The following is a 24,566-nucleotide window of genomic DNA, read 5'->3' on the forward strand; positions in this document are numbered from 1 at the left end:
AATTGAAAATTAGCGGGAGAAATTCCACTTAGCATCCTCTGCACACGCCGCCGGAAAGCACAACAGCCTGCAGGGTAAGCTGATAATAGAGAAGCCTTGGAGCAAGTCTCCATATAGGTCGTTTGAACACAAAGGCACCTCTTAAGAGTGCCCGATTATAGCGAAACCCGCGCCATTTAATGGGCGCGGGTTTCGCTTTGTTTCTTTATTGCAGCTGACGTGTATCGCTGCTCTTAGGCTCTGCTGCTTTCCTCTTCGCAGCAGGCCGGCCTGCCCGCATGGACGGCAGGCCGCCGTTCATCTCCGGCAGGTGCTTCCAGTAACGCTTCGGCATCATTGAGGCGCGCTGCCGGTCATTCTTGCGCTCTTTGATTCCGATAGCATCATAGAATCCCTGCCAGAGACGGCGGTAGGCCGCCTCTCCTTCATCCGGCTCCGGTGGAATCCACTCCTGAAGCGGAATGATCGCATCCCGGCCGGGATGGTGGATAAGTGCCACCTTGTGGGTTTTGTCGTAGATCATGAAGCTCTCGCCCTGGAACCGGTCGCAGAAGTGGTCCTGGATTACGGGGAGTACGTAGCCCAGCGGTTCAATAACCGCGGCCATAACCGGACCATAGACGGTGAACCTTACGAAGCCCATATAATGGTGGCTCTCCCGGTTGAGCAGGTGTACGGCCTTAAGCAGGGCATTGACCGTGTCATCTGCCAGCATATCCATTACCTTGGGACCATGAGTAAAGCCGAGATACAGAAAGTTCAGCAGCAGCATTTCTTTGTCCGGCACACTGGACCAGAATCCCTTGCGGACCAGCTCCTCAGCCTTGGGAGAGATCTTCAGGGGAATGGAGCGCAGCACCCGGTTCGCCTTGACGCTGTCGGTATCAATCCATTTGGACTCCAGCAGCAGAGCCTGACCGTCAGCATCCGAATGGATGGCGAGCGGGGTCTGCTTCCATTGGTAGCTCTCAAATACACAGCACAGGAAGCCCTCGAAGCTTCCGTCATAAGTATAGGCCAGCGGAGTGGTTGCAAACATGACAGGCTACACTCCTATCCTGAACGCTGACGCTGCGGCTACCGGTAATGATTCCAGATCGGTGTCGCTGAAAAAGGAGAGCTGCTCCACCTCCGGCTGGCGGAACTGGGCAAGCTCGTGACCGGACATAAGTGAACGGAGCAGGGTATGCTCGCCGACCTTAAGCCCTTCAAGCGGCCTGCCCTTGCAGGTAATGAAGAACTGGGCGCGCTTGAGGACAACGCCGAGCTTCTTCAGCGCAGGATAATCCAGTGTCCCTGCCCGGCGGGCCTTAAGAATCCGCTGTGCGCTTCTTACCCCGATGCCGGGCACGCGCAGCAGCATCTCATAGGGTGCGCGGTTAACTTCCACCGGGAAATGCTCCGGGTGGTTAATGGCCCAGCTGCATTTCGGATCCAGCAGCGGATTGAAATTGGGTGCTGCTTCATCCAGCAGCTCCTTGGCTTCAAAGCCGTAGAAGCGCAGCAGCCAGTCGGCCTGATACAGCCTGTGCTCCCGCAGCAGCGGAGGCTTAGTATCGAGGGAAGGCAGCAGTGAATCCTCCACCACAGGGGTGTAGGCGGAGAAGAAAATACGTTTCAGCCCGTATTTCCGGTACAGCCCCTCGGTAAGATTCAGAATCTGGTAATCGGTATCAGGTGTTGCGCCGACAATCATCTGGGTGCTCTGCCCTGCCGGCGCGAAGCGGGGAGCATGGTTATATTTCACGAGATCCGAACGGTTCTCGGTAATCTTGTTCTTGATCAGCCCCATCGGCTTCAGGATGGACTGCTTGCTCTTATCCGGAGCCAGCCGGTCCAGGCTCTCCTGGGAAGGCAGCTCAATGTTGACGCTCATGCGGTCGGCAAGCAGGCCCAGTCTGGATAAGAGTGCATCGTCTGCGCCTGGGATGGCTTTGACATGGATATAGCCGTTGAATTTATATTCGTTACGAAGCAGCTCAAGCGCGGCAATCAGCTGCTCGGTTGTATAATCGGGATTACGCATAATGCCTGAGCTGAGGAATAAACCTTCTATATAATTGCGGCGGTAGAATTGCATGGTTACATCAGCAATCTCCTGCGGTGTGAAGGCAGCCCGCCGTACAGGATTGGATTTACGGTTGATGCAGTAGGCACAGTCATATACGCAGCCGTTGGTCATAAGCACCTTGAGCAGTGAAATACAGCGTCCGTCTGCCGCAAAGCTGTGGCAGATCCCCATGCTGGCGGCATTGCCCAGCCCTCCGGGCTGGCTCTTGCGGCTGGAACCGCTGGAGGTGCAGGCTACGTCATATTTGGCCGAAGCAGTTAAAATCTCAAGTTTCTCCATTACATCCACAGTATAATACCCTCCTCCTATATTTAAATTATATACCGAACACATGTTCCTGTCAAAAGCCAGACAGGCTGTCGAGAGAGTCACGACAGCCTTCTTTATGTGGCTTTGATTTCACACGACACTGCGTTAACGATTGCCGGCTCCCATCCATCAAATCACGCGCACCAGAACCTATTAATGACTTGGAAAGGCTAAGGCTAACGGACCCCAGATCCGTTATTTTGCGCTAAAGGTATGTTTTGAAATATTAACGGACCCCAGATCCGTTATTTCATCCGAAAGGGCTCAATTTACTCATCATTTTGCAGCATAAAGGAACGGCGGTCCGTTAGCGATGGAAACGGAGCGATATTAGGCAAATAACGGACGCTGCGTCCGTTAGCTGCGAAAGAGGATGAGGCATATAACGGATGCCTCGTCCGCAGACATAGAAACACGGCAAAGAAACCCAAGACCATTAAAAGATCCGGGTTTCTCAACACTCTGAAGACATCCGCATGGGTGTCTTAAATTTCAGCTGCCGGTGTCATTAAATTCGCTGGGAAGGGAGCGAATAGTGTTCCCATGTAAAGTTTCCCATACAGCAGGTCCAGGCAAACAGGAACTTCCGGCTGCTTCAGTTAATCGCATGCCGCAGCTTGCCGGGATTGCGCACGAAATGCTTTATTTTAAGCATACACCCGCATCTCAATCACTTCAGCATGGGCAGAACCGTTCGTTTCCTGTACAACCAGTCTGATGGCACTTGTCTTTACAGCCTTCTCCAGGAGATGGACCCGCTTTCTCTTCCGGTTGTCTCTTTCTGCAGCGACAGGGATCCAGCCGCCTTTCTCATCCAGCATTTCAATCCGGTAGCTTCGCACCAGCTCGGGAATGACCTCAAAAGGTGTCATATGATGGTGCAGATTAATAAGGTCTTCATTGACATCATCATTAAAAATAAGTCTGATTTCCCGGATGCTCTGCTCCTCCTTCCACTCCAGTGCCAGCCATGGCTCGGCATCCTGTTCAAGCCTCCCGGACAGCCAGATATGCGGTCCTCCATAAGGTCTTGTGTACCCGTCTGTAACCTGCTCCGGCCGGTAGGCGTCTGTAGGGAATGTTGTCCGCATACAGAAGGCTTTACGGTTCAGCCGTTTCATGCTCCATTCCACCACGGGCTGGGTGCTGTCGTGATCCTCCAGATCCTTGGAGACGCTTGGTGCCGCACCGCGTTCAAAGGCCAGCAGCCCGGTCAGCGGGGTACTGGAGAGATGCAGCCGGAGGGACGGGTTGCTGCGCACAATAACAAAAGCATTCTGAGGCATCTCCGGTGTCCATTCCAGTGCCGCCGGCACCCACATCTTGTTACCTCTGCTGACAGGAACGGTAACCCGGGCTTCCAAAGCGGCAGGTACATAATTTTCCGGTCTGCCGGTACTCCAGACTTCCACCGTCATTTCCGTATTTTCCGCTGCACTCACCAGCCATTCCAGCGTACCGCAGATTTCCGGATCAGCCGGAAGCAGGACGGCAATGTCATGCTCCAGCGGATATTCCCCGTCGGCGGATTCAATGGCGATCCGGGACAGGAAAGAAGAAGCGCTGACCCGTGCCTGCCGGGCCAAATCGCCAGTATCCTCATTGGCCAGACCCAAGACAGAGGCATCCTGCTTCAGCAGTGTCTGCAGCAGTGCCGGGGTATGGTCACGCGACAGCTCAGCAGGTGAAATTCCCTTATCCGCACACAGGGCAGCGGCTGTGCCGGCGGCTTCACCGAGAATGGCACAGGTGGCCATCACTCTGGTTGTTCCAAATGCGACATGTGTAGCGCTGATATTGCGCCCCGCGAAGAGCAGATTGGACACATTCGCAGAATATAGGCTGCGGAAAGGAATATGATAATTGCCGTCCGCATGCATATGCCTGGAGCCGCTCTCCGTGGCATACATCCCCTGCGGCGGATGCAGGTCGATAGACCAGCCTCCGAAGGCGATCCGGTCATCGAACAGCTTTTGGCTGATAATATCATTCTGCGTCAAGACATATTCCCCGGTGAACCGGCGGTATTCCCGTTTGCCCGGCTGGGAGCCGACCCATTCCAGGGTCATGTTCCCGGCATCGAATTTACCGGAGTTTTTGATATAATCCCACACCCCGTAGATCACGGCCCAGAGCTCGTCGCGGATGGCTTCATTGTCATGAACGATGTCCAGCTCGCCGCCCCATTCAATCCACCAGTAATGGCAGCCGGAATCGCCGCTGCGGATCACTCTTTTCATCGGAATGGTCGTCTTCGTAATATCTTTGGCAAAAGTGGGAGGCACGAACTTCACGGGATGTCCGGCATCCTTGGTATAGAACAGCATAGTGCTGCCCAGCGTAATGTCATCCGCAGTTTCCGGCGCCCATTCCTCATTGTATTCATGGCGTGCCTCCCGGCCGATCCGGAACCCGGCTCCCGCTAGAAACCCGACGAGGCCATCTCCTGTACAGTCCAGAAACAGCGGGCTTTCGAAAATAATCCTCCGTTCGGAGCCCATCATCCAGCCGGTTACGGATTGGATCTGCCGTGCAGACTCCGTGCCAGCCGCTTCCACTTCGTGTACGTCCGTATTGAGATAGAGAGTAATGTTGGGCTCGGCAAGAACAGCTTCAAGAATGACCAGATCCCACAGATAAGGATTGCCGTCAGGATTGCGGAACTGGTTCTCCACGAACAGCTCGCCCATGATGCCTGTCTCCCGGGCATAACGGTTTGTTCCGTGCGCCGTGGCGCCGCATACCCATACCCGCACCTCACTGCTGGAATTGCCGCCCAGGACGGGACGGTTTTGGATCAGCGCGACCTTTTTGCCCAGCCGGGCCGCAGCGATAGCGGCGCACACGCCTGCCAGCCCTCCGCCGACAACTGTAATGTCACTGTGTACGTGCTCCAATTTCATAATGAATGGATACCCCTTTCAAGCGGAATAGTTAACCTTTCACTGCCGAGCTTGCGACGCCTTCGATAATATATTTCTGCCCGACCAGGAATACGAGGATCATGGGAATAATACCGGCGGTTGCCGCAGCCATCATGCCGTTGTAATCGACGTTATTTTCAAGAATGAAATTCTGCAGACCCAGCGGTACCGTGAACAAATCATGGTCAATCAGAAATACCAGCGCATTCTCGTAGTCATTCCAGTGCCAGGAGAAGTCAATGATCGCCAGGGTAGCCAGGGAAGGCTTGGCCATCGGCAGAATGATCCGCGAGAAGATCCGGAAGTGGCCCGCACCGTCGATAAAAGCAGCTTCGGATATCTCCTGGGGCACAGAGAGGAAAAACTGGCGCATCATGAACACACCGAAGATCGTGAACATCCCGGGCAGTATGAGCGCCCAATGGGTGTTGAAGATGCCGGCCCAGTCGAACATGATGAATTTGGGCACGAACAGCACCTGCGGCGGCACCATCATCATCGACAGGTACACGAGGAACATGGTATTGCGTCCTTTGAATTCAATTCTTGAAAAGCCGTAGGCGGCGAGTGCTGACAGAAGGACAGCTCCAATCGTGCTGATGACCGAGACCTTGAGCGAATTCAGATAATACTGCACAAAGCTGCCGGACCCGCTCCATACCTTCACATGATGATCCCAGTTAAAATGAGCCGGAATCCAGCGGATGGGGTATTCAAAAACTTCCGCAGGAGTCTTGAACGAAGTGCTGATCATCCAGAGGAAAGGCACGATCATCACGATGCTGAAAAACACCATGATCAGCGTAATAATGCTCTTGTATAACACGGCTTTATTCATTGTCTTTCCTCCTTTAGTAGTGAACCCAGCGCTTCTGGCCCAGCCATTGAATCACAGTAAAAATCATAATAATCAGGAACAGGGCCCAGGATACCGCGGAAGCATAACCCATTTCGTAATAGCGGAAGGCGTTCTGGTAAATGAACAGGGATAACACCGTGGTGCTGTTCCCCGGCCCGCCCTGCGTAATGGCCTGGATAATGCCGAACTGCTTGATGGACATGATCAATCCGGTAATGAGCAGCAGAAAGGTCGTCGGGCTGACCAGCGGCCACAGGATGCTGCGGACCGTCTGCCAGGTGCGGGCACCGTCAATTTTGGCGGCTTCCAGCAGTTCGCCGGATACTTCCTGCAGGGCAGCGAGGTAAATGATCATATTGTAGCCGAGCATGAACCAGATCCAGATAATGTCGATGGCATACATCGAGCTTTCCATGGTAGATAACCAGCCGGGAGGATTGGCAATGCCCAGGGACCGCAGAATACCGTTGACCGGGCCGTTGTTCGGCTGGAACAGCAGCATCCACACAAACGCTACAGCCACCCCGCTGGTGATGTAAGGCATGAAATATAACGCACGCAGCATTTTCTTGAAATACACCGAACGGTTGAGGACAACGGCGACGATGAACGCAAGCCCGATCGACACAGGCACAGAGGCCAGGAACAGCAGGGTGTTCTTGATCGCGGTATAGAAGACCTCGTCCCCGAGCATCCGCTTGATGTTGGCCAGACCGGTAAAATTCGTCTCCGGATTCATAAATTTGTAGTCTGTGAACATGAGATAGAACGAATAGACGGCCGGAATGATAAAAAATAAAATCACGCCAATCATATTTGGCCCGATAAAAAGATAGCCCAGGTACTGCTGCCGTTTCATCCAGGATGTCTTCACATAACCCCACTCCTTTTAGGTCTTTTGATATTTACACATCAAGTGTAGCAAGCGGATTGAAAGCGGTTAAGGAACAAAACCCCCGACTTCATGGCACAGAAATATACAGTTTTACGCAGGCAAAAATACGGTATTTCATAGTTTTGTTCTATCCGCTATAACAGCAAAAGCGGCAATCCGTGTAGGAATGCCGCTCTAATTAGAAAGCTATGGATCAGCTGCTGACCGTTTCCGGCTTGCCCTTGTTCATCTGCCGGAACTGGCTGGGGGTACAGGCGGTTAAACGTTTGAAGATTTTGATGAAATAATTGTCGTTCATGAAGCCGACCCGGTTGCCGACCTCATACACCGGCAGATCGGAATGAATCAGATACTGGATCGCCTGATTGACACGGACCTGGTGCAGATAGTGGATCAGGGTCTGGCCGGTTTTCTTTTTGAACAGGGTGCTGACATAATTTTCGCCCATCATCACGTATTGGGACATCGACTTCACCGTAATATCCTGCGGATAGTGATCATGGATATACTGCAGGATCTTCTGGATTTCCGGATGGGAGGTTACCTCTTCAGGAAGAAGAGGCGCCTGTGTGCCAGCGCTGCTGTCCGCAGATTTGGCAGGAACGGAAGCACCGGCATCCCTGCTGTCCTGCTGCCTCAGAAGCTCGCTGCTGATCTTGCGCAGCGTCTCCCGAAGCGAATTGACGCTCATCGACAGCTTCAGAATGTAATTGGATGCGCCATACTCCATGGCCTGCCGAACGTACTCAAAGTCGCTCATACAGGTGAGCATTACAAAGCGGGGGCTGAATCCTTCCTCCCGGGTCCTTCTGAGGAGCTCCACGCCGTCCATCCCGGGCATAATAATATCGGTAATGACCAGGTCAGGGGCGTCCTGCCGGATCATGTCCAAAGCCTCTGCGCCGTTGCCTGCCTCCCCGCTTACAGTGAAGCCGAGTTCCTCCCAGGCAATAATCTCGCGTACCGATTCACGTACGAACACTTCATCTTCAACCAGCAGAACTTTCCACATGCGTGATAACCTCCCGGATGTTCATGGTATTAAGCTGGATGCTCATTGCCGTAAGGTGTAGAGAGCAGAAAAGGAATCGTGAATGTAATTGTGACCCCTTGATCTGAAGTACGGATCTCCATATGGCCTTCTTCCCTGAACAGGAGCCGCAGCCGTTCCTGAATGTTACTAAGGCCGATGCCGGGGCGCTTGCGCACAGTTTTTGCAGCCTGCGAATGGGCCATGCCGACTCCGTTATCCTTGATCTGAACGGCCAGCCTGCCATCTCCGTCACGGTGTACCCTAATCTCAATAAGACCGTTGTCCGGGAGCGGTCCGAGGCCGTGAATAATGGCGTTCTCCACCAGCGGCTGCAGACTCAGCTTCGGAACAAGCGCATAGAGGATATCCTCATCATACGCATAGGTGACTTCAAATTTATGGCGGTACCGGACCTGCTGGATATGGACATAAGCCTGCACAAGCTCCAGTTCATCCTTTAAATAGATCAGATCTTTGTCGGTGTTGAGACTGGCTTCCAGCAGCAGGCCGAGAGACAGGGTGATGCCCGTAATATCCTCATTTTGCTCACGGATAGCGATCCACTTAATGGTGTTCAGCGTATTCAGCAGAAAATGGGGGTTGGTCTGGGCCAGCAGCATTTGAAAATGTACAGCTTCCTTCTGCCGCTCCTCTGCCTTCAGCTTCTGAATCAGGAGGTTCGTATCATCAAGCATCGTATTAAAGGTCCGGGTGAGCTCCAGAATTTCACCGCTGAATTTGTGCTCAGGCAGACGGATTTTCAGATTTTTGTGCACAGCGGCCTTCATTTTGTTCTGTAAGTGGGACAGCGGCCGGGTGATGGTTGTGGCGATAAGGAAGGTCATGATCAGAAATACAGTCATCAGCGCAAAAAAAGTAATAAAATACTGCCCCTTCAGCCCCTCCATCTCCACGAACAGCACCGAGAGGGGGATGCGGTTGACGATGTACCAGTCGAGTGATTCCACATAAATATAGTTAATTAAGGAACCTGATGCCTTATCGATAAAATACTGCTGTCCGGGCTGTTCCGCGAGTCTGGCCTTGACCTCATCCGATAAAGAACTGTCCACATCGGACTGGGAGATATTTTCCCCGGAGTGTGTAATCAGGAAATACTGCTGCTGCAGATCAGGCTGCTTGTGAAGGGAGCGCAGCCAATAAGAGTAATCAATGCTGATCCGGGCCATGCCGTAAGGCTTATTCTGGGCATCCTCCAGGTAGGCGTATAAAGAGAGCAGATAAGGGCTGGTTGATACATCTCTTAAGACATAATTATTGTCATTAGGGACCCAGTGGTAGGAGCTGCTGTTCATCTGGCTCCGGTCGAAGTCGGGATGATTCCGCAAATCCTCATAAACGAGCGAATCTCTTGGGGGATAAGAGGTGTATACGCTTTCATGTAAATCGAGAATCATAAAGTAAACTGAAGGATTGTACAGGAAAAAGCTGTTGTTCAGATTCTTGAAAATGTTCTCCATCAGCCGCTTGTTCTCCAGCTCATTGCGCAGCTCCGGATGGAGAAGCACAGACTGGACCGTGTCCTCCTGCTTCAGGAAAATCAGGGTCTTGAACGCAATGCTGATCTGGTCCTCCAGTGTCCGGTACATCTGCTCCAGCTGATAGTGGCTCTGCTGGCTGATTTTCTTCTGGACCAGCGTCTCGATACGCTGATAGTTGTATAAATTGAGGGCACAGAAGGGCAGCAGAATCAGGAATACAAAGGCTGCGAACAAACGGTATTTCAGCTTCTGGGGAACAAGAACACGCATAAGTCCGGACATAGCGATGCGACCTCCAGTACAATGCAGCTGCATCATGAAACGCACCAGCAAGTGTTGCTTAAATTATAACATATAAAAAATTCCATATCCGTGATATCTAAAATTGCATGGTTTTGTTGCAGCGGTGCTGCGGCTGCGTCTGGAAATGCATAGATTTGTTCTATTGGGAAACGTTGACATATGCAAAAGAGTGGAGGGGGACATGGTCCCACTCCACCGGTATCTGCTATAGGTCAACTTGTTGTTCAAGCATCCGCTGCAGGGTAACGACAACCTCTGCCCTTGTTGCCGGCGCCTGAGGCTGAAACAGGTTACCCCCGCGGCCGTTTACGATTCCCAGCCTGCCGAGCAATTGCACAGACCCTGCCGCCCACTCTGGAATACTGCTGTGATCCTCAAAATCGGCAGCTTTATGGGAAGCCGGCTCCTGTCCCAGCGCTCTGGCGATCATTACGGCCATCTCAGCACGGGACAGGACTGAGGCGGGCTTGAAGCTTCCGTCACTGTAGCCTTTTATTACTTTAGACTCAACGGCTGCGGATATTGCCCCCTGAGCCCATGCGCCGATCAGGCTGCGGTCTGTAAAAGCCAGCTCCGCGGAGCCTGCCTCCAAATGCAGAGCCTTCATGAGCAGAACGGCAAATTCTGCACGGGTGACCGGCTGATCGGGCCGGAACGATCCGTCAGGGTATCCGCTGATGATCCCATCGGACAGAGCGTCTGAAACGGATTGCTCGGCCCAGTGGCCGGAGAGATCGGTAAGCACAGGAACAGTTCCGGCAGGCTCAGCTGCTGTACGGTGAATGATTAGTGGATAGATCCTGCTTGCTCCGTCTGCCGTTGACACTTCAATTTCAAACACATTATCTCCTTCGCGGAGCAGCACAAGTCCGTGCTCATCAACCTGGGCATTCTTCAGCCTGATTACAGCTGTGGAATCTGCAGGAACCGCTTTGATAGCTGCCGATGAAAGTCTTGTCTCGGCACGGTAAACCCATTCCTTTTCAAGCAATATGAAAGAAAGCGGAAGGATCTGTCCGTCAGCATGCAGTTCAACCTGCTGTAGTGCGGTATTGCCAGGACTCACCAGGGCACTTCCGCTGGTTATGGAACCGGTGCTGCCGCCGTCTCCAGAGGAACGGAGCGTGTAGACGACCAGAGTTAATCCTTCATTCTCCAGATCATCCGGATTGTATGCGGTCAGCTTTACGTTATATTTCGTATCTGGCGTTAACCCGGTTAGTGTATAGGATGACTCGTCACCTGGTATATCAGCCAGTTCAGTACCATTAACATATAGGCGGTATCCTGCCACTCCCGTGTCATCCGTTGCGTAAGGCCAATTCAGCTTCAGGCTGGTGGGAGCAATATCCGTAATGTCCAGGCTGCTTCCGGCTGGCCACTGCGGCTGTGAAGCGGGTTTATCGGCTGTTGTAACCTTTACCGTTCTTTCTACCCTGTCAGCAGCATTACCGGCAGTATCAGTCACATCATAATAAATTTTATAGATTCCGGATTTGGAAGTGTCGACCGGATTGCCCGTAACAATAACGCGGGAGGCCAAATCTCCCTCGGTGGCATCCTCCGCGATTACGCCATCATCCTGATAATTGCTTCCCTGGGCGATTTGAACGACAGATTCCCCCAGCAGAGTCAGAAGCGGTTTGTCCCGGTCTATGTTAGAAACCTGAATTTGCTGAAGCTTCTCGTTGCCCGCTCCGTCCCTTATATATACTGTTATCCAGCCGTTTTCTGTAGCCTCAATAGGAACGGAAGGATCGGAAAGAATGATGCCTCCGCCTTTCGTGAAATGCGCCATATCAAACTGGCCCCAATCGTACTTTAGGCTTGCTAAGCCGCTCTGCACGTTCACCGCGGCGATGACAGAAACATTCCCGGAGGTGGGGAGAGTTGGACTTGGGATCAGCAGTATTGCCGGTTGCCCTCTTGTAATATTGTCGATTTTGAGGGTGGACACCGCTTCATTACCAGCTAAATCCTGGGCATAGACCGTATAAACTCCGTTATGCTGTGCGTTAAAGCTATAGTAGGTGGTGCCGGTCACACTGGCACGCTCCAATGCTGTCCCGCCTGAAGCAAAATAGGATACTGGCTGATCCCCGTAGGTCCATCTGGTCACGCTGATGCCGCTGTCATCCTGAATGTCAGCTGTAACGATAATATCTCTTCCGGACGGCTCGGTTGTATCCGGAGCAAGGTGAATGATAGGGGGGGTCTTGTCAGAGGTATCATCCCGCCATTGATATTCGAGCCAATTGATGCTGGCCACACCCAAGGTATCCGGTCTCTTGAGTAACAGGTATAAATCGTGGATACCGTTTGCGCCGGTGAGCGGCACGGTGATCGTTGACCAGGCAGACCACCCGCCGGTGCTTTTAACCGCCAGGGAACCGACAAGCGGACCTGTCTCGCTATCCATTCTCAGCTCCAGCGTCCCGCCTGAATTGGCGGTAGCCATGCGCAAATTAATGTCTGGAGTCCCCGGTCCAAAATCAAGCTGTTTATAAGCAGCCCAGCTGCCGTTTGAACCAGAGATATGATAGGCTCCGTTTACATCCGTAGTGGATGTTCTGCGAATTCCGCTCATCTTGCTGTACTCCTCGGCCTCGATATGGACAGCATTGGAGGTCTCCAGAGCAAACTTGGCTTCAATAGGCTGGCCTTTGGAGCCTCCGACATCTACGGTCACCTGAATGAACGGGCTGAGACGCTGAACGGTAATCCGCGGATCGGCAGACAGAACGGATCGTGCACTTTTGTCCAGCGTTAGGGTCACCGTACCCGAAGCCGGCTGATTGGGGTCAGAGACAGCCAGGAACAAATCGCTGCCAGGGTTTTCTTTGACCATAACCGCAGCTTTGCCTGAGCTTTTAATTATATCTACACTTTGCTCAGTCTGGGTCCAGAAGTTGGCACCAACCGCATGCAGTTTCTTCTCCTTAACCGCCTGTACACTGGAGTTATTGGCGAGAACGATAAAGTCAGGATTGCCTGCATAGCTGCTCACTTGGGCGGCCGTCTGGTTGGGCAGCAGCGCGTAGGCATAGGAAGCATCGGTAGGTGCTGTTCCGTGATTGAAGTAGAGATTCAGGAAACGGTTGGTATGCGTGGGATTGCCCGGTTCCAGAACGCCTGAATACTTGGAGATATCGAACCACTTGCCGCTGCGCTCCTCGCGAAGGCCTTCGATTGTAGCCACTCCAGGAAAATAATAGCCGATATCCGATCCCGGCGAGCTTCCGGCAAGGTGGGCCCACTTGACTCCGGTCATCGTTTCGGACCAGCCTGCCGTTGAAGGCTTAAGTATACCGTTAACAGTCAGAGGATTGTCCCCGGCGGTGTTAATCTTTCTGTTCTCCACAATCGTTTCGACATCATTACTTCCATAAGTGGAGGTTATACCTGTCCCGAGGGCAACCATTTCATCATCAAAGAGGAACCAGGATTTCTTGGCCTGCATAGCGGAGGTTACATCTGCACCCAGATGCTCAAACGACAGGCCGACTGTCCCGAATCCTTCGGATAAGGCAGTTCCGCCAGCCCAGGTCTGGGGGGAGAGACTTTCGGCAGTCATCGGTTTTCCGTTAACGGCGGTAGTACCCGGCATCCGGTAGGCGTTAACAGTCGGCCAATAGTTCTCTCCATACTGATTGGAATCACCATTGTACAAATAGGTCATGCCCGCACCTGTATACCATCCTTTCAGATTTTGGCCGTTCGTCGTTTCAAAGTTTGCAATGCGCTTGGAGAACATGCTAATGCCTATTCCAAAGCCCGGCCGCAGGTGAACGGCCCGGTCCATTGCTGAATATATCTTGGTCTGAACCGGCTCTTTGGCTGGACTAATATGGGGATTTGCCATAATTGCCTTCGTGCGCTGAATGAAGTCGATAGACTGATTTTCATACACACTATGAGTGGTGTCATTCTGCAGCCAGTATTTAATCATACTTTTGTAGCGCAAAGCCTCCTGCTCGGGGGCGGACTGTGCTATTTTGACAATAGCAGCAATCATCCGGTGACCGGTAGCGTGATCCTGCCGGCTGAAGACGGAAATATCCCGGCCCCGTACCATATCCATCAACGCGCCTTTATAGACAAAAGGAATAAAGGAATCGTTAACCCACCGGTACACATTCTCTGATGCCGGATCGGTTACATCCCAGGAGGTTCCGGTGACCAGATACAGGGCGGTGCTCAAGTTCTCAATCAGGCTTAGGCCATAGGAACCGTTATAAGCGAATTTTTCATGCTGAATGAAGGAACCGTCCTCGTAGAAGCCATCACCGGATGTCACATAGCCGAACACCGGACTTAACCCGTTTACGCCCTTGCGGATCAGCGTTTCATCCTGTGATAGAATTCCTCGGCCTATGGTAATAGCACAGGACCATACCCGGTTAGCACCTGTATCCTTGGGGCCCGCAGCGAAATGCTGAATGGCATTCATATAATTCTGAACTGCTGCGGAGGAAAGCTCGTCATACATCAAAACGACACTGTCATTCAAGGCGAGCGGTGCGCCGATTTCCCACTCCCACCAATTACCATAAGGGGTGACAGAGTTGTTGTAGTAGCTGCCATATAAAAACTCCAATCCTTCCAGAACACTGTCTCTTAAGCCAGGATCTCCTTGGAGGGAAGAACCGGCTGTCTGATAGGCAAGTGCCATCTCATAAAGCTTCTGATAGGAGAGGCGTATATGTGTAGGGTTGGTGGAGTTTGCGGCCAGATCGCTCCACAAATAGGTTCTTCCTGCGGGTACCTTATTCATTGATTTCCAATTATCCTGTGCCTTTGCGGTTATAGATTGAATTGCAGCGGCAATGTCGGGGTCGGAAGCATCATATAATCCTCCGGCCAGCATGTCGAACCATTTGCCTCTTGCAGTATCGTACTCAGGGTCGAGTGTGGCCGAGTAAGCAGATTTCAACGGAAGTCCGGTAATGGTAAGGGCTATGCAAACAAACAACAGCGTGAACGTGCGGATAGACCTGAAGCTTTTCATTCTAATCCCTCCCCGAATTAATGCGCTTACATTTAATTGCAGCCTGCTGCCATTCACTGTTTTGCTTCACATAGCAGGAGGAGGCTGCCTATGCATCTGGCAATCCTCCCCCTACTATTGGCTATTCCTCTATTTAGTCTGTTTCAAATAAGTGTTATGTCTGGTAACCATGGCATCGAGGGTCTGATCCAGCGACTGTGAACCCAGGAAATACTTCTCATACTCCTGCGAGCGCATATCCATAACCTCCTGCGGCAGGCTGCGGACATAGGTCGGAGTCTGATTATCAAACATGACGTACATGAGGGAATCGAGATCATACGTATCCTTCTTATCCCCCAGAAGGCTGCTCAGCGCATCATCCTGGTTGGCATCCTTGGAAGCGGGCAGTCTTCCTCCTGCGGCCATCGGGGCCATGCCGCCGTCTGAATACCACTTCAGAAACTCCCAGGCTTCCGCCTGCTTCTTGGATTTGGCGTTTATGGAGATATAGTCGCCCAGACCGCCGCGGCTTACGAACTGGTCTGCACTTTCTGCCAGCCGCGGTACCGGAGCAAAGGCGATTTTAAAATCACGCGGGAAATCAGTAAAATTATTGGAGCTGCGCAGCAGCCAGGCCCCGATATTCAGCATGGGAACGTCTCCGCTGAGGAATACCTGTTCCACCGGCATTTTGGAGGTCAGCTGTTCACCGAGCGGCGGTGTAGTTTTATCCTCCTTCATCATGGTGTCCAGTGTCTCGAGCCATTTGCGGACCAGCGGATGGTCAAGATTGGAACTGCCGTCGCTCTTGGTGTAGCCTTCCTGTGACAGCACGGAGTCAATCGGGTCTACGAACGGCTCCATATTCTGAATGAAGCTGTACTGGTTGCCTGCTTTAAGCTTTTTCGCATATTCACGCAGCTCATCCCAGGTCCAGTCCTTCGGCACCGGGAGACCCGCTGCATCCAGTGCATCCTTGTTCAATGCGATGAAGAACGGGCTTTTGGTAGTGGGCACGCCGTAGTATTTGCCGCCGATTTTCCAGCTTTCCGCATCAGCCCCCATTTTCTCGTCGATATTATAATCAGTAAATTGGCTGAGGTCGGCTGCCAGATTGGAATCAACCCGCTTGGAAGCCTGGGAAATCGTATAGTTCACAAATAAATCCACGTCCTGCCCGGTAATCATCGCCGTATCCAGCTTCAGGTTGCCGTCATCATCATTGACGAAGCGGACATATTCGACCTGGATTTCGGGGTGATCCTTGTTCCAGTTGTCGATCACCTCCTGCGGGCCTGACTCCGGCGGAACGCCGCCCCACATGGTCAGCTTAACGGGCTTTGCTGCTGCCGGCGTATCAGTGCTAGCGCTTTCATTGGTAGGTGCAGAAGAATTACTGCTGCCGTTACCAGAGCATCCTGCCAGCAGCCCCATTATAAGAACGAGCGATGTAATCCCGGCGGCCATACGTTTCATTTTCAATTGCGACAACCTCCCTTAATGAGCTTTGTTTGTCTTTGCAAATCAAGAATAGCAGATCGCCATAACCGCAAGAAAGGAACAAAATACCGGAGAATATGGAACATAACTCTGCAATTACAGCAGGTGGAATCGTCCGTTGTATTAAAACGTTCTATTGCAGATTGAATTTGTAATCCGCAGGATAAATACGCGATGTCCTATAGCAAAAATGTATGCGTATTCTTACTTATGCTATAATAGCATTTAAATAGATTTCTATTTTATTAAAGGTTCAGTCTGGAGTTACGAATAATGGGGCAGGAGTGTTGCGGGGATGAGATATAACTTTTGGCGTCCGTTGATGCTGATACTGGTTGCGTTACTCTCAAGAAGTATAGTTACTAATCTGTGCCTGATGTTCGGCATGGACGCCGATTCGGCCAGCAGCCTGGGAATGGTTGGTGCGGTCATTGGTGCGCTCATCATGTACAACCGGTTCAGAAAGCCGCGGAGATAACCCGTACAGGGTGCGTTGCGAGGCCTTAACACATGCACATTCTAATGAATCCGTTAAGGTCTTGGTTCCCGGTCAAGCGCGGGGAATTATTCAGTAAAGACGGAAACGCTCTCAACGGGGCTGACCGCAGGCTTCATTTTAATGGATCTGTACAACAATCAGTCTTTGCTTTTAGAGAGGGAATACTTGTATATTTATAATAAAGTTATTCTATTATTTGTATAGAGATGAGAATAGGAGAGAATACATTGAGCACACAACTCGGAATTCCACTAGAAGGCTTCGCAGAATTTAGCAGAGTAGTTGCCGCAGAAGGCGCTGTATTGTTACGAAATGAAGGTCAGGTGCTGCCGCTGCAAAAAGGTGATAACGTCGCGGTTTTTGGCAGAATTCAGGTGAATTACTACCGCAGCGGAACCGGTTCCGGCGGCAGCGTACATGTCTCGCATACCACCAATCTGCTGGACGGGCTCCGCAGCAAACAGGACATTACAGTCAATGAAGAACTGGCGGGCGTCTATGAGAAGTGGATTGAGAGCAATCCTTTTGACAATGGCGGAGGCGGCTGGGCAGCAGAGCCGTGGCACCAGAAGGAAATGCCTCTGACAGACGAGCTGGTATCTAAGGCAAGAAGCCAGTCGGGCAAGGCGATCGTCGTGATCGGACGCACCGCCGGGGAAGATCAGGATAACGCGGATGAGCCGGGAAGCTATCAGTTAACTGCTGACGAAAAGGCAATGCTGAAAGCGGTAACTGCACATTTTGAACAAACCGTTGTTGTGCTTAATGTGTCGAATATTATCGATATGAGCTGGGTGAATGATGAAGGCTATGCCCACCCGATTGCCGGTATTATTTACGCATGGCAGGGCGGTATGGAAGGCGGCAATGCGATTGCCGACGTACTGGCCGGTGAAGTGACACCTAGCGGTAAATTGACGGACACGATTGCCCGTTCTATTGAGGATTATCCTTCAACCCGTAATTACGGGAATGAATTCAAGAATATTTATCAGGAAGATATTTATGTGGGCTACCGTTACTTTGAGACCTTCTGTCCGGAAAAGGTTCAGTATGAATTTGGCTACGGCTTGTCCTACACCACCTTTACCGTTGAGCCGGAAGAAGCCAAGCTGTCTGTCAAAGACGGAGCAACCTATGTGTCAGTAGATATAACTGTAACTAATACAGGGACTGTTTTTGCCGGTAAAGAGGTTGTTCAGGTCTATTATGAGGCTCCGCAAGGCCAGCTGGGCCAGCCGGCCAGAGCGCTCGCTGCTTTCGGCAAGACAGGACTTCTTCAGCCGGGCCAATCCGAGCGCCTTACGGTAAGCTTCCCTGTTCATATTATGGCTTCTTATGATGATGCCGGTGTGACCGGGCATGCTTCTGCGTATGTGCTGGAAGCCGGAACTTACCGCTTCTACGCAGGCACCAGCGTCAAGTCGCTGACAGCGCTCACTGTCGATGGACAAGACGGCTATGCTGTGGAGGAGCTTCAGATTGTGCAGCAGCTGGAAGAGGCCATGGCACCGGTCGAGAGCTTCACCAGAATGATGCCGGGCGCCCGCAAAGCGGACGGATCCTATGAGCTGACTTATGTTGAGGCACCAAAGCGGAAGATCTCCATGGCGGAACGGATTGAGAAGAGGCTTCCAAAGACGCTGGAGCAGACCGGGGATCAAGGATACAAACTGAAAGATGTACATGAAGGAAAGGTCAGCATCGAGGCCTTCATCGCCCAGCTTAGCGACGAAGATCTGGCAGCGATTGTCAGAGGCGAAGGCATGAGCAGCCCGCTGGTAACACCGGGTACAGCTTCGGCCTTTGGCGGCGTGAGTGATCAGCTGTTCAGCTATGGCATTCCGGTTGCCTGTACGGCAGACGGCCCGTCTGGTATCCGCATGGACAGCGGACAAAAGGCCACCCAGGTTGCCATCGGCACCCTGCTTGCGGCTACCTGGAATGCGGACCTGGTCGAGGAGCTGTACGTGATGGAAGGCCGGGAGCTGGTAAGAAATGATGTCGATACGCTGCTCGGACCAGGTCTTAACATCCGGCGCAGTCCGCTTAACGGTCGGAACTTTGAATATTTCTCGGAAGATCCGCTGATTTCAGGGGTATTCGCTGCAGCCTGCACCCGCGGAATTCAAAAAGGCGGCTCCAATGCCACGCTGAAGCATTTTGCCTGCAACAACCAGGAGAAGTACCGCAGCAAGGTGGACGCCGTTGTCTCTGAACGCGCCCTGCGGGAGATCTACCTGAAAGGCTTTGAAATTGCAGTTAAAGAAGGCGGAGCAAATTCAATCATGACCTCCTATAATCCGGTTAACGGACACTGGGCGGCTTCCAACTATGATTTGAATACCACGATTCTCCGCGGCGAATGGGGCTTCGATGGCATTGTTATGACCGACTGGTGGGCAATCATGAACAATGTCAGCGAAGGCGGTCCGGCGAGCCGGAAATATACCAACTGGATGGTCCGTGCACAAAATGATCTGTACATGGTTGTCAGCAACTATGGCGCAGAAACCAATGTATGGGGCGACAATACGATTGAATCGCTTGCAGACGGTACGCTTACCCGCGGTGAGCTGCAGCGCAGTGCCATGAACATCTGCAGGTTCATCATGCAGGCGCCGGTGTTCTCCAGAGATCAGGTGATCGAAGAGACGATTGATACCTTCAAGGCTAATGCATCTCTGCCGCAGGAGCAGGCACAGTCAAGTGCTGAGGTTAAACCGGCTGCAGCCGGGTCCACGTTCATGAACGTGGAGCAGGCCGGTGTATACCGTGTCTTTGCGAATGTCATGTCTCCGGATACCGAGCTTGCGCAGAGCGCGTGCAATCTGACTCTGAACGGTCAGACAGTGACCACCATTCAGACGAATGGTACTGAAGGACAATGGATTAAGCTGAAGCTTGTCAAAGTGGAGCTTGAAGCAGGCCTGTACGAGCTGAAGTTTGATTACGTGAAGCCGGGCATCCAGATCGGTTCCCTGGAGTTCAAACAAGTCTAACGGACATTCAGGCCCTTTTTTGGGGCTTGTACCTCAGCTGAAGAAAATCCGATGCAAAAGACACCTTTTTGGGTGTCTTTTCGTCTAAGTGATTAACCGCCTATGCCAACACAGACTATATTCAGATGACAGGGAGAGGACTAATCATGAAAAAGCAACTTCTATTAACGTTATTGATCAGCAGTATCGTATTCGCCGGATGCGGCAGCAATGCCGGGAACAGTGCCGGGAACCAGACGGCGGCGCCGGAGCAGACGCAGCAAGTACAGGCCACCGCCAAGCAGGCACAGGAAACTGTGCCGGAAGCAACACCGGCGCCGGAAAGCACAGAAGCGCCGGCGGAAGCTTCGCCTGCAGCGGCAGATGGCGCTGCAGCTTCACAGACACAGCAGCAGTACCTGCAGAAGCTGGATGATATAGAGGCAGGGCTCAAGGATCTGCAGCCCTTGTACGATGAAGGAATTACAGCATCTATGCACGAAGCAGCGGGCGAAGAATATGAACGCTGGGATACAGCGCTGAATGATATTTACAGTGAGCTGAAGCGACAGCTGCCTGAGGACGAAATGGCGGAGCTGAAGGAAGCACAGCTGGACTGGATCGCCTACAGAGACGAGACAGCGAAGACAGCATCGTTAGCGTATGAAGGCGGCACTATGGAAGCGCTGGAATATACAGCGACTCTGGCCAGTGTTACGAAGGAAAGATGCTATGAGCTGGTTCAGCAGTATATGAAGTAATTGTGCAGTGATTTTCAGAAGATTCTCTATCCGGATTAGCCGGAACTCCAGGACGTTATAACAAAAGGACCCTTTAGAGAAGCAGCATGTTCTCTTAGGGTCCTTTTACATTTTACCGTCCCATCAGACCTTTCAGTCCTTCCATAAAAGGCTTGATCTGTTTGATCATGCCGTAGCCCATCTTCATGACCGGCATCGCCTTTTGGACTATACCGAAGAGGCGCAAGCCTCCGCCCAGTAAGCCGCCGAATCCCCCGGCTCCACCGCCTGCCAGCCCGCCCAGTGCAGCTCCGCCGCCTCCGCCGCCAAGGAGGGAACCCAAGAGCGGCATAAATGCGGATACTTCTGCTTTTTGCTGGCGGAAATGCTGACGGGAAGGAGTCCTTCCCGGTTTGCGGCTGCGCTGCGGTTTACGGGGAGCGGGCGGATGCGAGAGAATCAGGGCTTCTTTTTCCAGTCCGGTTATCCATCCGACATAGGAACGGCCGTCATGCAGCGTGATGCAGACCTTGTGGCCCTTGAGGCGTTTGGCCTGCTTGCGGACCTTTGCTGAACTCGCCATCGAAGATCACCTCATTGTTCTATTTACTTTATAGTACACAGGGAATTGCATACTGCTTGTGCTCGTGTATCGTACAGGGCAGGAATATTTCAGGCGGATGATGAATTTTATTCAATCTGCTACGGAACTTACTTCATGGGGCGTGTGTTAGGAGAAGGCTTTATAACCATTGTCTGCCCTGGAAGGGGCTCAAATTTTAGTGGGATTTTTTCCACTTAATTCTTCTGTTTTTTATGATTTATTATTGTTAGATGGAAAACCTCCCGTTAATTCTAAGCTTACAGGCACTTTTGAATGAAATCAGGCTGATTAAGCGGAGTTTTTCCCATTAATGTTGTCATACCGGTACTTATGGAGAAATTAAATGGAGAAATTCCTGTTAGAGTGATAAGTGTGTGCTCTACGCTAGCTTGGATAGTCATGTGAAACTGCATTTCAGATCAAAACTGTACCCCCATGCCTTTGTTAAGATCAGCAGTGAAAGGAGGGAGACTTCAATGTACGAATGGAATGAGCTGGTCCAGCGGATGGTGGATTGGATTGACGGGGATCTGACGTCGGCGCCGACACTGATGAGAATGTCAGAACAGCTTGGTTATTCACCCTACTACTGTACCAGACAGTTTCATGCCCTGACCGGGATGACTCTGCGGGATTATATCTGGCAGCGCCGGATCAGCCGTGCCGCTCTGGAGCTCCGTGACAGTGATACGCGCATACTGGATATTGCAGTCAAATACGGATTCTCCTCACAGGAAGCGTTCTCGCGGGCTTTTGTCAAAGCCTTCAGGGTCACGCCCGGTGCTTACCGTAAGTCACCAAGGCCCATTCCGCTGGCCATCCGTGCTGAAGTATTCTCGCCTTATCACTATCTGATCAGGGAGCGCGATAAAATGAGGGAAGTTCATCTGCAGGAAGCGGAGATCAAGCTTGAATTCATACCTGCCCATAAGTTCATTGGGATATGGGATCTGAATTCGCACAACTACGGCGGGTTCTGGAATAACGGTCATGACTGTGACGAGATTGCCGGCACGCTTGAGAGTATGTCCCATCATACGCTTGCCGGACAATTGGGGCAGACAGCCGGATGGTTTTATCAGAATGGGCAAAAGGGGTATTTATACGGCATCCCGGTACCGGCAGATTACAGCGGAGAGATTCCTGAGGGCATGGAATGCAAAGAGATCCCGGCTTCGGAATATCTGGTCTTTTTTCATCCGCCGTTTGATTATCTCAAGGATAACGGTGCCGTGATGCGGACAGTGGAGCAGGTCGCCTGGAGCTATGATCCCGGGGTGATGGGATATGCCTGGGACGAGGAGAATAAGCAGGATTACCAGCGCCATTTTCCCGAGGGCTACGGCTATGCGGTGCTGCGGCCGGTGAAGAAGCTTAGCGGGATCGCGGAGTAAGCCGGCGGTTGTGGCTGGCTTTTAAGGAATGAACACCAGGTAGTAACAGAAACCCGTCCTTTATTCTTCAGTGTACTGCTGTGGAGGACGGGTTCAATGTATGTTTAACTTTCGGTAGGGATATTCAGGATCTGAGCGGCCAACTCATCCCCTCTGCGTTCTAAATTGGTTACGGTGTGCAGTAGTCCGGCCTGCTCCTCCCGGTGTTCCCGGTTCCAAAGCTGCTTGGCTGAAGAACTTCCCTGCAGGACAGCCGGTTCAGTCATATTTCTATAAAAATGATCAAGCAGCATATAAATTTGCCGATATATACCACCCAGTTCTTCCAGTACGGGGTGGGCGGAAGGGTTTTGTACATGCTGCAGTGACGCCTGCAAGTAAGCGGCAGCACTTCTGCGTGCATCGGTCAGTGCCATCATGCAAAAGTGATTCACACCGCCTCTGCGCGCGAAGGTCTCGTCATCAGCAGATTGGTACCATTGGTGATCTAGAAGCCCCTCCCGCCAGATCCTAAAAGCTGCATACCCCAGAGTATAGCTGTTGTTCACCGGGATCTGCATGGAGTCCAGCTTAATCCGAAGTGAAGCATATAAATTGTCCAGTGCAGAGGGAGCAGGGCTTAGGTCGTTTATCCGAATTAGCTTATACGGCCATTGGTCCACATACAGATAGCCTTTACTGATGTTCATATCTTCCTGAAACTCAGGATCATTCTTAAGTTCGTTAAAGGTCTCGTCATCAAAATAGCTCCGGCATAACAGGGTGCTGCCGTTGTCCAAATATCCGGTAATAACCCCCCACTCCGGCGCAACCCTAAGATTGATAGCAATCGGCAGTCGCCCCCCGCGGATACACTCCATGATTTTCTGCTTCTCCAGTTTACGTTCTTCCGGCGTAGGATGGCCTGCAAAGCTGGCATCAATCCCGAAGGCGCTGAATGCAGGGGTGGCATAGTCATAGGCAACAAGAGCATCGGCTGAGCTGTAATCCCATACCGGATCAAAGGCAATTCTCCAGCAAGCTCCCGAAACACCCATCACCTCTTCATAATTGGTCTCCACACCCATAGAGGACAATGATGTATAAAGAGCACCTGCCCAGGAACAATCCATACCTTTGCCAAAACTTAAACTTCCGATATTTTCGACAATATAATGATTATGGAGAGCTGCGCCTGTAAATAGATGGCTCTGATCCGGATTATAATGCATCACTCCACCCTCTGCACAGCTTACGGTATAGATACCTTCTGCATTCAAATAGACGAGCAGGAGATATTCATTGCCCTGATGATCAATCCGGCCAGGGAAAAACTCCTGGCTGACCGTGAATTGCTTCCACTGAAAATATGCATAGTGCTTCATTTTACTCAGAACATCGCGGCAGGCCAGATCATTACCGTAAGCGGCATAGATAATTTCTAATTTGTTGCTGCCAGTTTGGTATCCTTTTGAATGAGTATCTATAACGAGATGCTGGTCCATTAGTACATAATTGGAGTAGATGCCCGATGGTGTCTCGTATTTGACTATGAGCAACTTAGGTCTGTCGCTGTGAAGGTTGTAAGGAAAGGTCTGATCGCTGATGGTTAAAGAGAGCTGGTTACCGGTAATAAACTGGTTTATAAAATGGGTCACATCCAGATGCTCGTTTCCATCCGTGTAGACTGCAGAGAGGACAGCGAGCTCCTGCGGCAGCAGAATACTGTCAATGGAATGACCCAGAATACTGGAGAGCAGCGGCAAAGTAGCCGTTTCAGGAAGTGATCTGCCGGTTTCCCATTTCGATACCGCCTGGGCACTGACATGTAATTGTTCAGCCAACTGTTCCTGTGACAGATGTTTTTCTTTACGCAGCATGGCGATCCTTTTACCTACATTTTCAACATTGATCATATTTTCGTCTCCTGGATTAAAATTCGACGTCGTAATTTCATTATAATTCCATATGGCTTGATGACCA

General features: G+C 51.7%; 16 protein-coding genes. 4 read left to right on the top strand and 12 right to left on the bottom strand.

Going from position 1 to position 24,566, the window contains the following annotated elements:
* Nucleotides 1–205: 205 nt before the first annotated feature.
* The 10 genes from C2I18_RS13065 to C2I18_RS13110 form a co-directional block, all read right to left on the bottom strand.
* The gene (locus C2I18_RS13065; RefSeq protein ID WP_249901576.1) at nt 206–1,039 is read right to left on the bottom strand and encodes a TIGR03915 family putative DNA repair protein; all 834 of its coding nucleotides are present in this window, start codon (nt 1,037–1,039) and stop codon (nt 206–208) included.
* Nucleotides 1,040–1,045: 6 nt separating this feature from the next.
* Complete coding sequence (locus C2I18_RS13070) at nt 1,046–2,350, bottom strand: putative DNA modification/repair radical SAM protein (protein ID WP_249902108.1); 1,305 nt, start codon at nt 2,348–2,350, stop codon at nt 1,046–1,048.
* Between the two features lie 299 nt (nt 2,351–2,649).
* Nucleotides 2,650–2,841: a hypothetical protein gene (locus C2I18_RS13075; protein WP_249901577.1), complete on the bottom strand. Its 192-nt coding sequence runs from the start codon at nt 2,839–2,841 to the stop codon at nt 2,650–2,652.
* Between the two features lie 186 nt (nt 2,842–3,027).
* Nucleotides 3,028–5,283, bottom strand: a complete 2,256-nt coding sequence (locus C2I18_RS13080) for an FAD-dependent oxidoreductase (protein WP_249901578.1) — start codon at nt 5,281–5,283, stop codon at nt 3,028–3,030.
* Between the two features lie 31 nt (nt 5,284–5,314).
* Nucleotides 5,315–6,142 carry a carbohydrate ABC transporter permease gene (locus tag C2I18_RS13085; RefSeq protein ID WP_249901579.1) on the bottom strand — a complete coding sequence of 276 codons (828 nt, stop codon included), beginning with the start codon at nt 6,140–6,142 and terminating at the stop codon, nt 5,315–5,317.
* Between the two features lie 13 nt (nt 6,143–6,155).
* The gene (locus C2I18_RS13090; protein WP_249901580.1) at nt 6,156–7,037 is read right to left on the bottom strand and encodes a carbohydrate ABC transporter permease; all 882 of its coding nucleotides are present in this window, start codon (nt 7,035–7,037) and stop codon (nt 6,156–6,158) included.
* A 214-nt stretch (nt 7,038–7,251) separates the two neighbouring features.
* Complete coding sequence (locus C2I18_RS13095) at nt 7,252–8,070, bottom strand: response regulator (RefSeq protein WP_249901581.1); 819 nt, start codon at nt 8,068–8,070, stop codon at nt 7,252–7,254.
* A gap of 29 nt (nt 8,071–8,099) precedes the next feature.
* A complete protein-coding gene (locus tag C2I18_RS13100) occupies nt 8,100–9,875 on the bottom strand; it encodes a sensor histidine kinase (RefSeq protein WP_249901582.1) in 1,776 nt (591 codons plus the stop codon).
* 226 nt (nt 9,876–10,101) lie between these two features.
* A complete protein-coding gene (locus C2I18_RS13105) occupies nt 10,102–14,904 on the bottom strand; it encodes a polysaccharide lyase family 8 super-sandwich domain-containing protein (protein ID WP_249901583.1) in 4,803 nt (1,600 codons plus the stop codon).
* Nucleotides 14,905–15,033: 129 nt separating this feature from the next.
* On the bottom strand, nt 15,034–16,362 hold the full coding sequence (locus C2I18_RS13110; protein ID WP_249902109.1) for an ABC transporter substrate-binding protein: 1,329 nt from the start codon (nt 16,360–16,362) through the stop codon (nt 15,034–15,036).
* Nucleotides 16,363–16,681: 319 nt separating this feature from the next.
* Here C2I18_RS13110 and C2I18_RS13115 point away from each other — a divergent pair, with 319 nt between their 5' ends.
* From C2I18_RS13115 to C2I18_RS13125, 3 genes are all read left to right on the top strand, one after another.
* On the top strand, nt 16,682–16,864 hold the full coding sequence (locus C2I18_RS13115; RefSeq protein ID WP_249901584.1) for a hypothetical protein: 183 nt from the start codon (nt 16,682–16,684) through the stop codon (nt 16,862–16,864).
* Nucleotides 16,865–17,091: 227 nt separating this feature from the next.
* Complete coding sequence (locus C2I18_RS13120) at nt 17,092–19,887, top strand: glycoside hydrolase family 3 C-terminal domain-containing protein (RefSeq protein WP_249901585.1); 2,796 nt, start codon at nt 17,092–17,094, stop codon at nt 19,885–19,887.
* Between the two features lie 146 nt (nt 19,888–20,033).
* Nucleotides 20,034–20,627 carry a lysozyme inhibitor LprI family protein gene (locus C2I18_RS13125; RefSeq protein ID WP_249901586.1) on the top strand — a complete coding sequence of 198 codons (594 nt, stop codon included), beginning with the start codon at nt 20,034–20,036 and terminating at the stop codon, nt 20,625–20,627.
* A 112-nt stretch (nt 20,628–20,739) separates the two neighbouring features.
* Here C2I18_RS13125 and C2I18_RS13130 read toward each other — a convergent pair whose 3' ends face one another.
* Nucleotides 20,740–21,189, bottom strand: a complete 450-nt coding sequence (locus tag C2I18_RS13130) for an LSm family protein (protein ID WP_249901587.1) — start codon at nt 21,187–21,189, stop codon at nt 20,740–20,742.
* Between the two features lie 497 nt (nt 21,190–21,686).
* Here C2I18_RS13130 and C2I18_RS13135 point away from each other — a divergent pair, with 497 nt between their 5' ends.
* Nucleotides 21,687–22,604, top strand: coding sequence for an AraC family transcriptional regulator (locus C2I18_RS13135; RefSeq protein ID WP_249901588.1), 918 nt, complete (start codon nt 21,687–21,689; stop codon nt 22,602–22,604).
* Nucleotides 22,605–22,708: 104 nt separating this feature from the next.
* Here C2I18_RS13135 and C2I18_RS13140 read toward each other — a convergent pair whose 3' ends face one another.
* On the bottom strand, nt 22,709–24,499 hold the full coding sequence (locus C2I18_RS13140) for a helix-turn-helix domain-containing protein (protein ID WP_249901589.1): 1,791 nt from the start codon (nt 24,497–24,499) through the stop codon (nt 22,709–22,711).
* Nucleotides 24,500–24,566 lie beyond the last annotated feature (67 nt).

The sequence above is a fragment of the Paenibacillus sp. PK3_47 genome (assembly GCF_023520895.1).
Classification (GTDB): domain Bacteria; phylum Bacillota; class Bacilli; order Paenibacillales; family Paenibacillaceae; genus Paenibacillus_AQ.

Coding starts and splice junctions, on each gene's coding strand:
- C2I18_RS13065 (WP_249901576.1), bottom strand. CDS start 1,039: ATGTTTGCAACCACTCCGCTGGCCTATACTTATGACGGAAGCTTCGAG.
- C2I18_RS13070 (WP_249902108.1), bottom strand. CDS start 2,350: ATGGAGAAACTTGAGATTTTAACTGCTTCGGCCAAATATGACGTAGCC.
- C2I18_RS13080 (WP_249901578.1), bottom strand. CDS start 5,283: ATGAAATTGGAGCACGTACACAGTGACATTACAGTTGTCGGCGGAGGG.
- C2I18_RS13085 (WP_249901579.1), bottom strand. CDS start 6,142: ATGAATAAAGCCGTGTTATACAAGAGCATTATTACGCTGATCATGGTG.
- C2I18_RS13095 (WP_249901581.1), bottom strand. CDS start 8,070: ATGTGGAAAGTTCTGCTGGTTGAAGATGAAGTGTTCGTACGTGAATCG.
- C2I18_RS13100 (WP_249901582.1), bottom strand. CDS start 9,875: ATGTCCGGACTTATGCGTGTTCTTGTTCCCCAGAAGCTGAAATACCGT.
- C2I18_RS13105 (WP_249901583.1), bottom strand. CDS start 14,904: ATGAAAAGCTTCAGGTCTATCCGCACGTTCACGCTGTTGTTTGTTTGC.
- C2I18_RS13110 (WP_249902109.1), bottom strand. CDS start 16,362: ATGAAACGTATGGCCGCCGGGATTACATCGCTCGTTCTTATAATGGGG.
- C2I18_RS13115 (WP_249901584.1), top strand. CDS start 16,682: ATGAGATATAACTTTTGGCGTCCGTTGATGCTGATACTGGTTGCGTTA.
- C2I18_RS13120 (WP_249901585.1), top strand. CDS start 17,092: ATGAGAATAGGAGAGAATACATTGAGCACACAACTCGGAATTCCACTA.
- C2I18_RS13125 (WP_249901586.1), top strand. CDS start 20,034: ATGAAAAAGCAACTTCTATTAACGTTATTGATCAGCAGTATCGTATTC.
- C2I18_RS13130 (WP_249901587.1), bottom strand. CDS start 21,189: ATGGCGAGTTCAGCAAAGGTCCGCAAGCAGGCCAAACGCCTCAAGGGC.
- C2I18_RS13135 (WP_249901588.1), top strand. CDS start 21,687: ATGTACGAATGGAATGAGCTGGTCCAGCGGATGGTGGATTGGATTGAC.
- C2I18_RS13140 (WP_249901589.1), bottom strand. CDS start 24,499: ATGATCAATGTTGAAAATGTAGGTAAAAGGATCGCCATGCTGCGTAAA.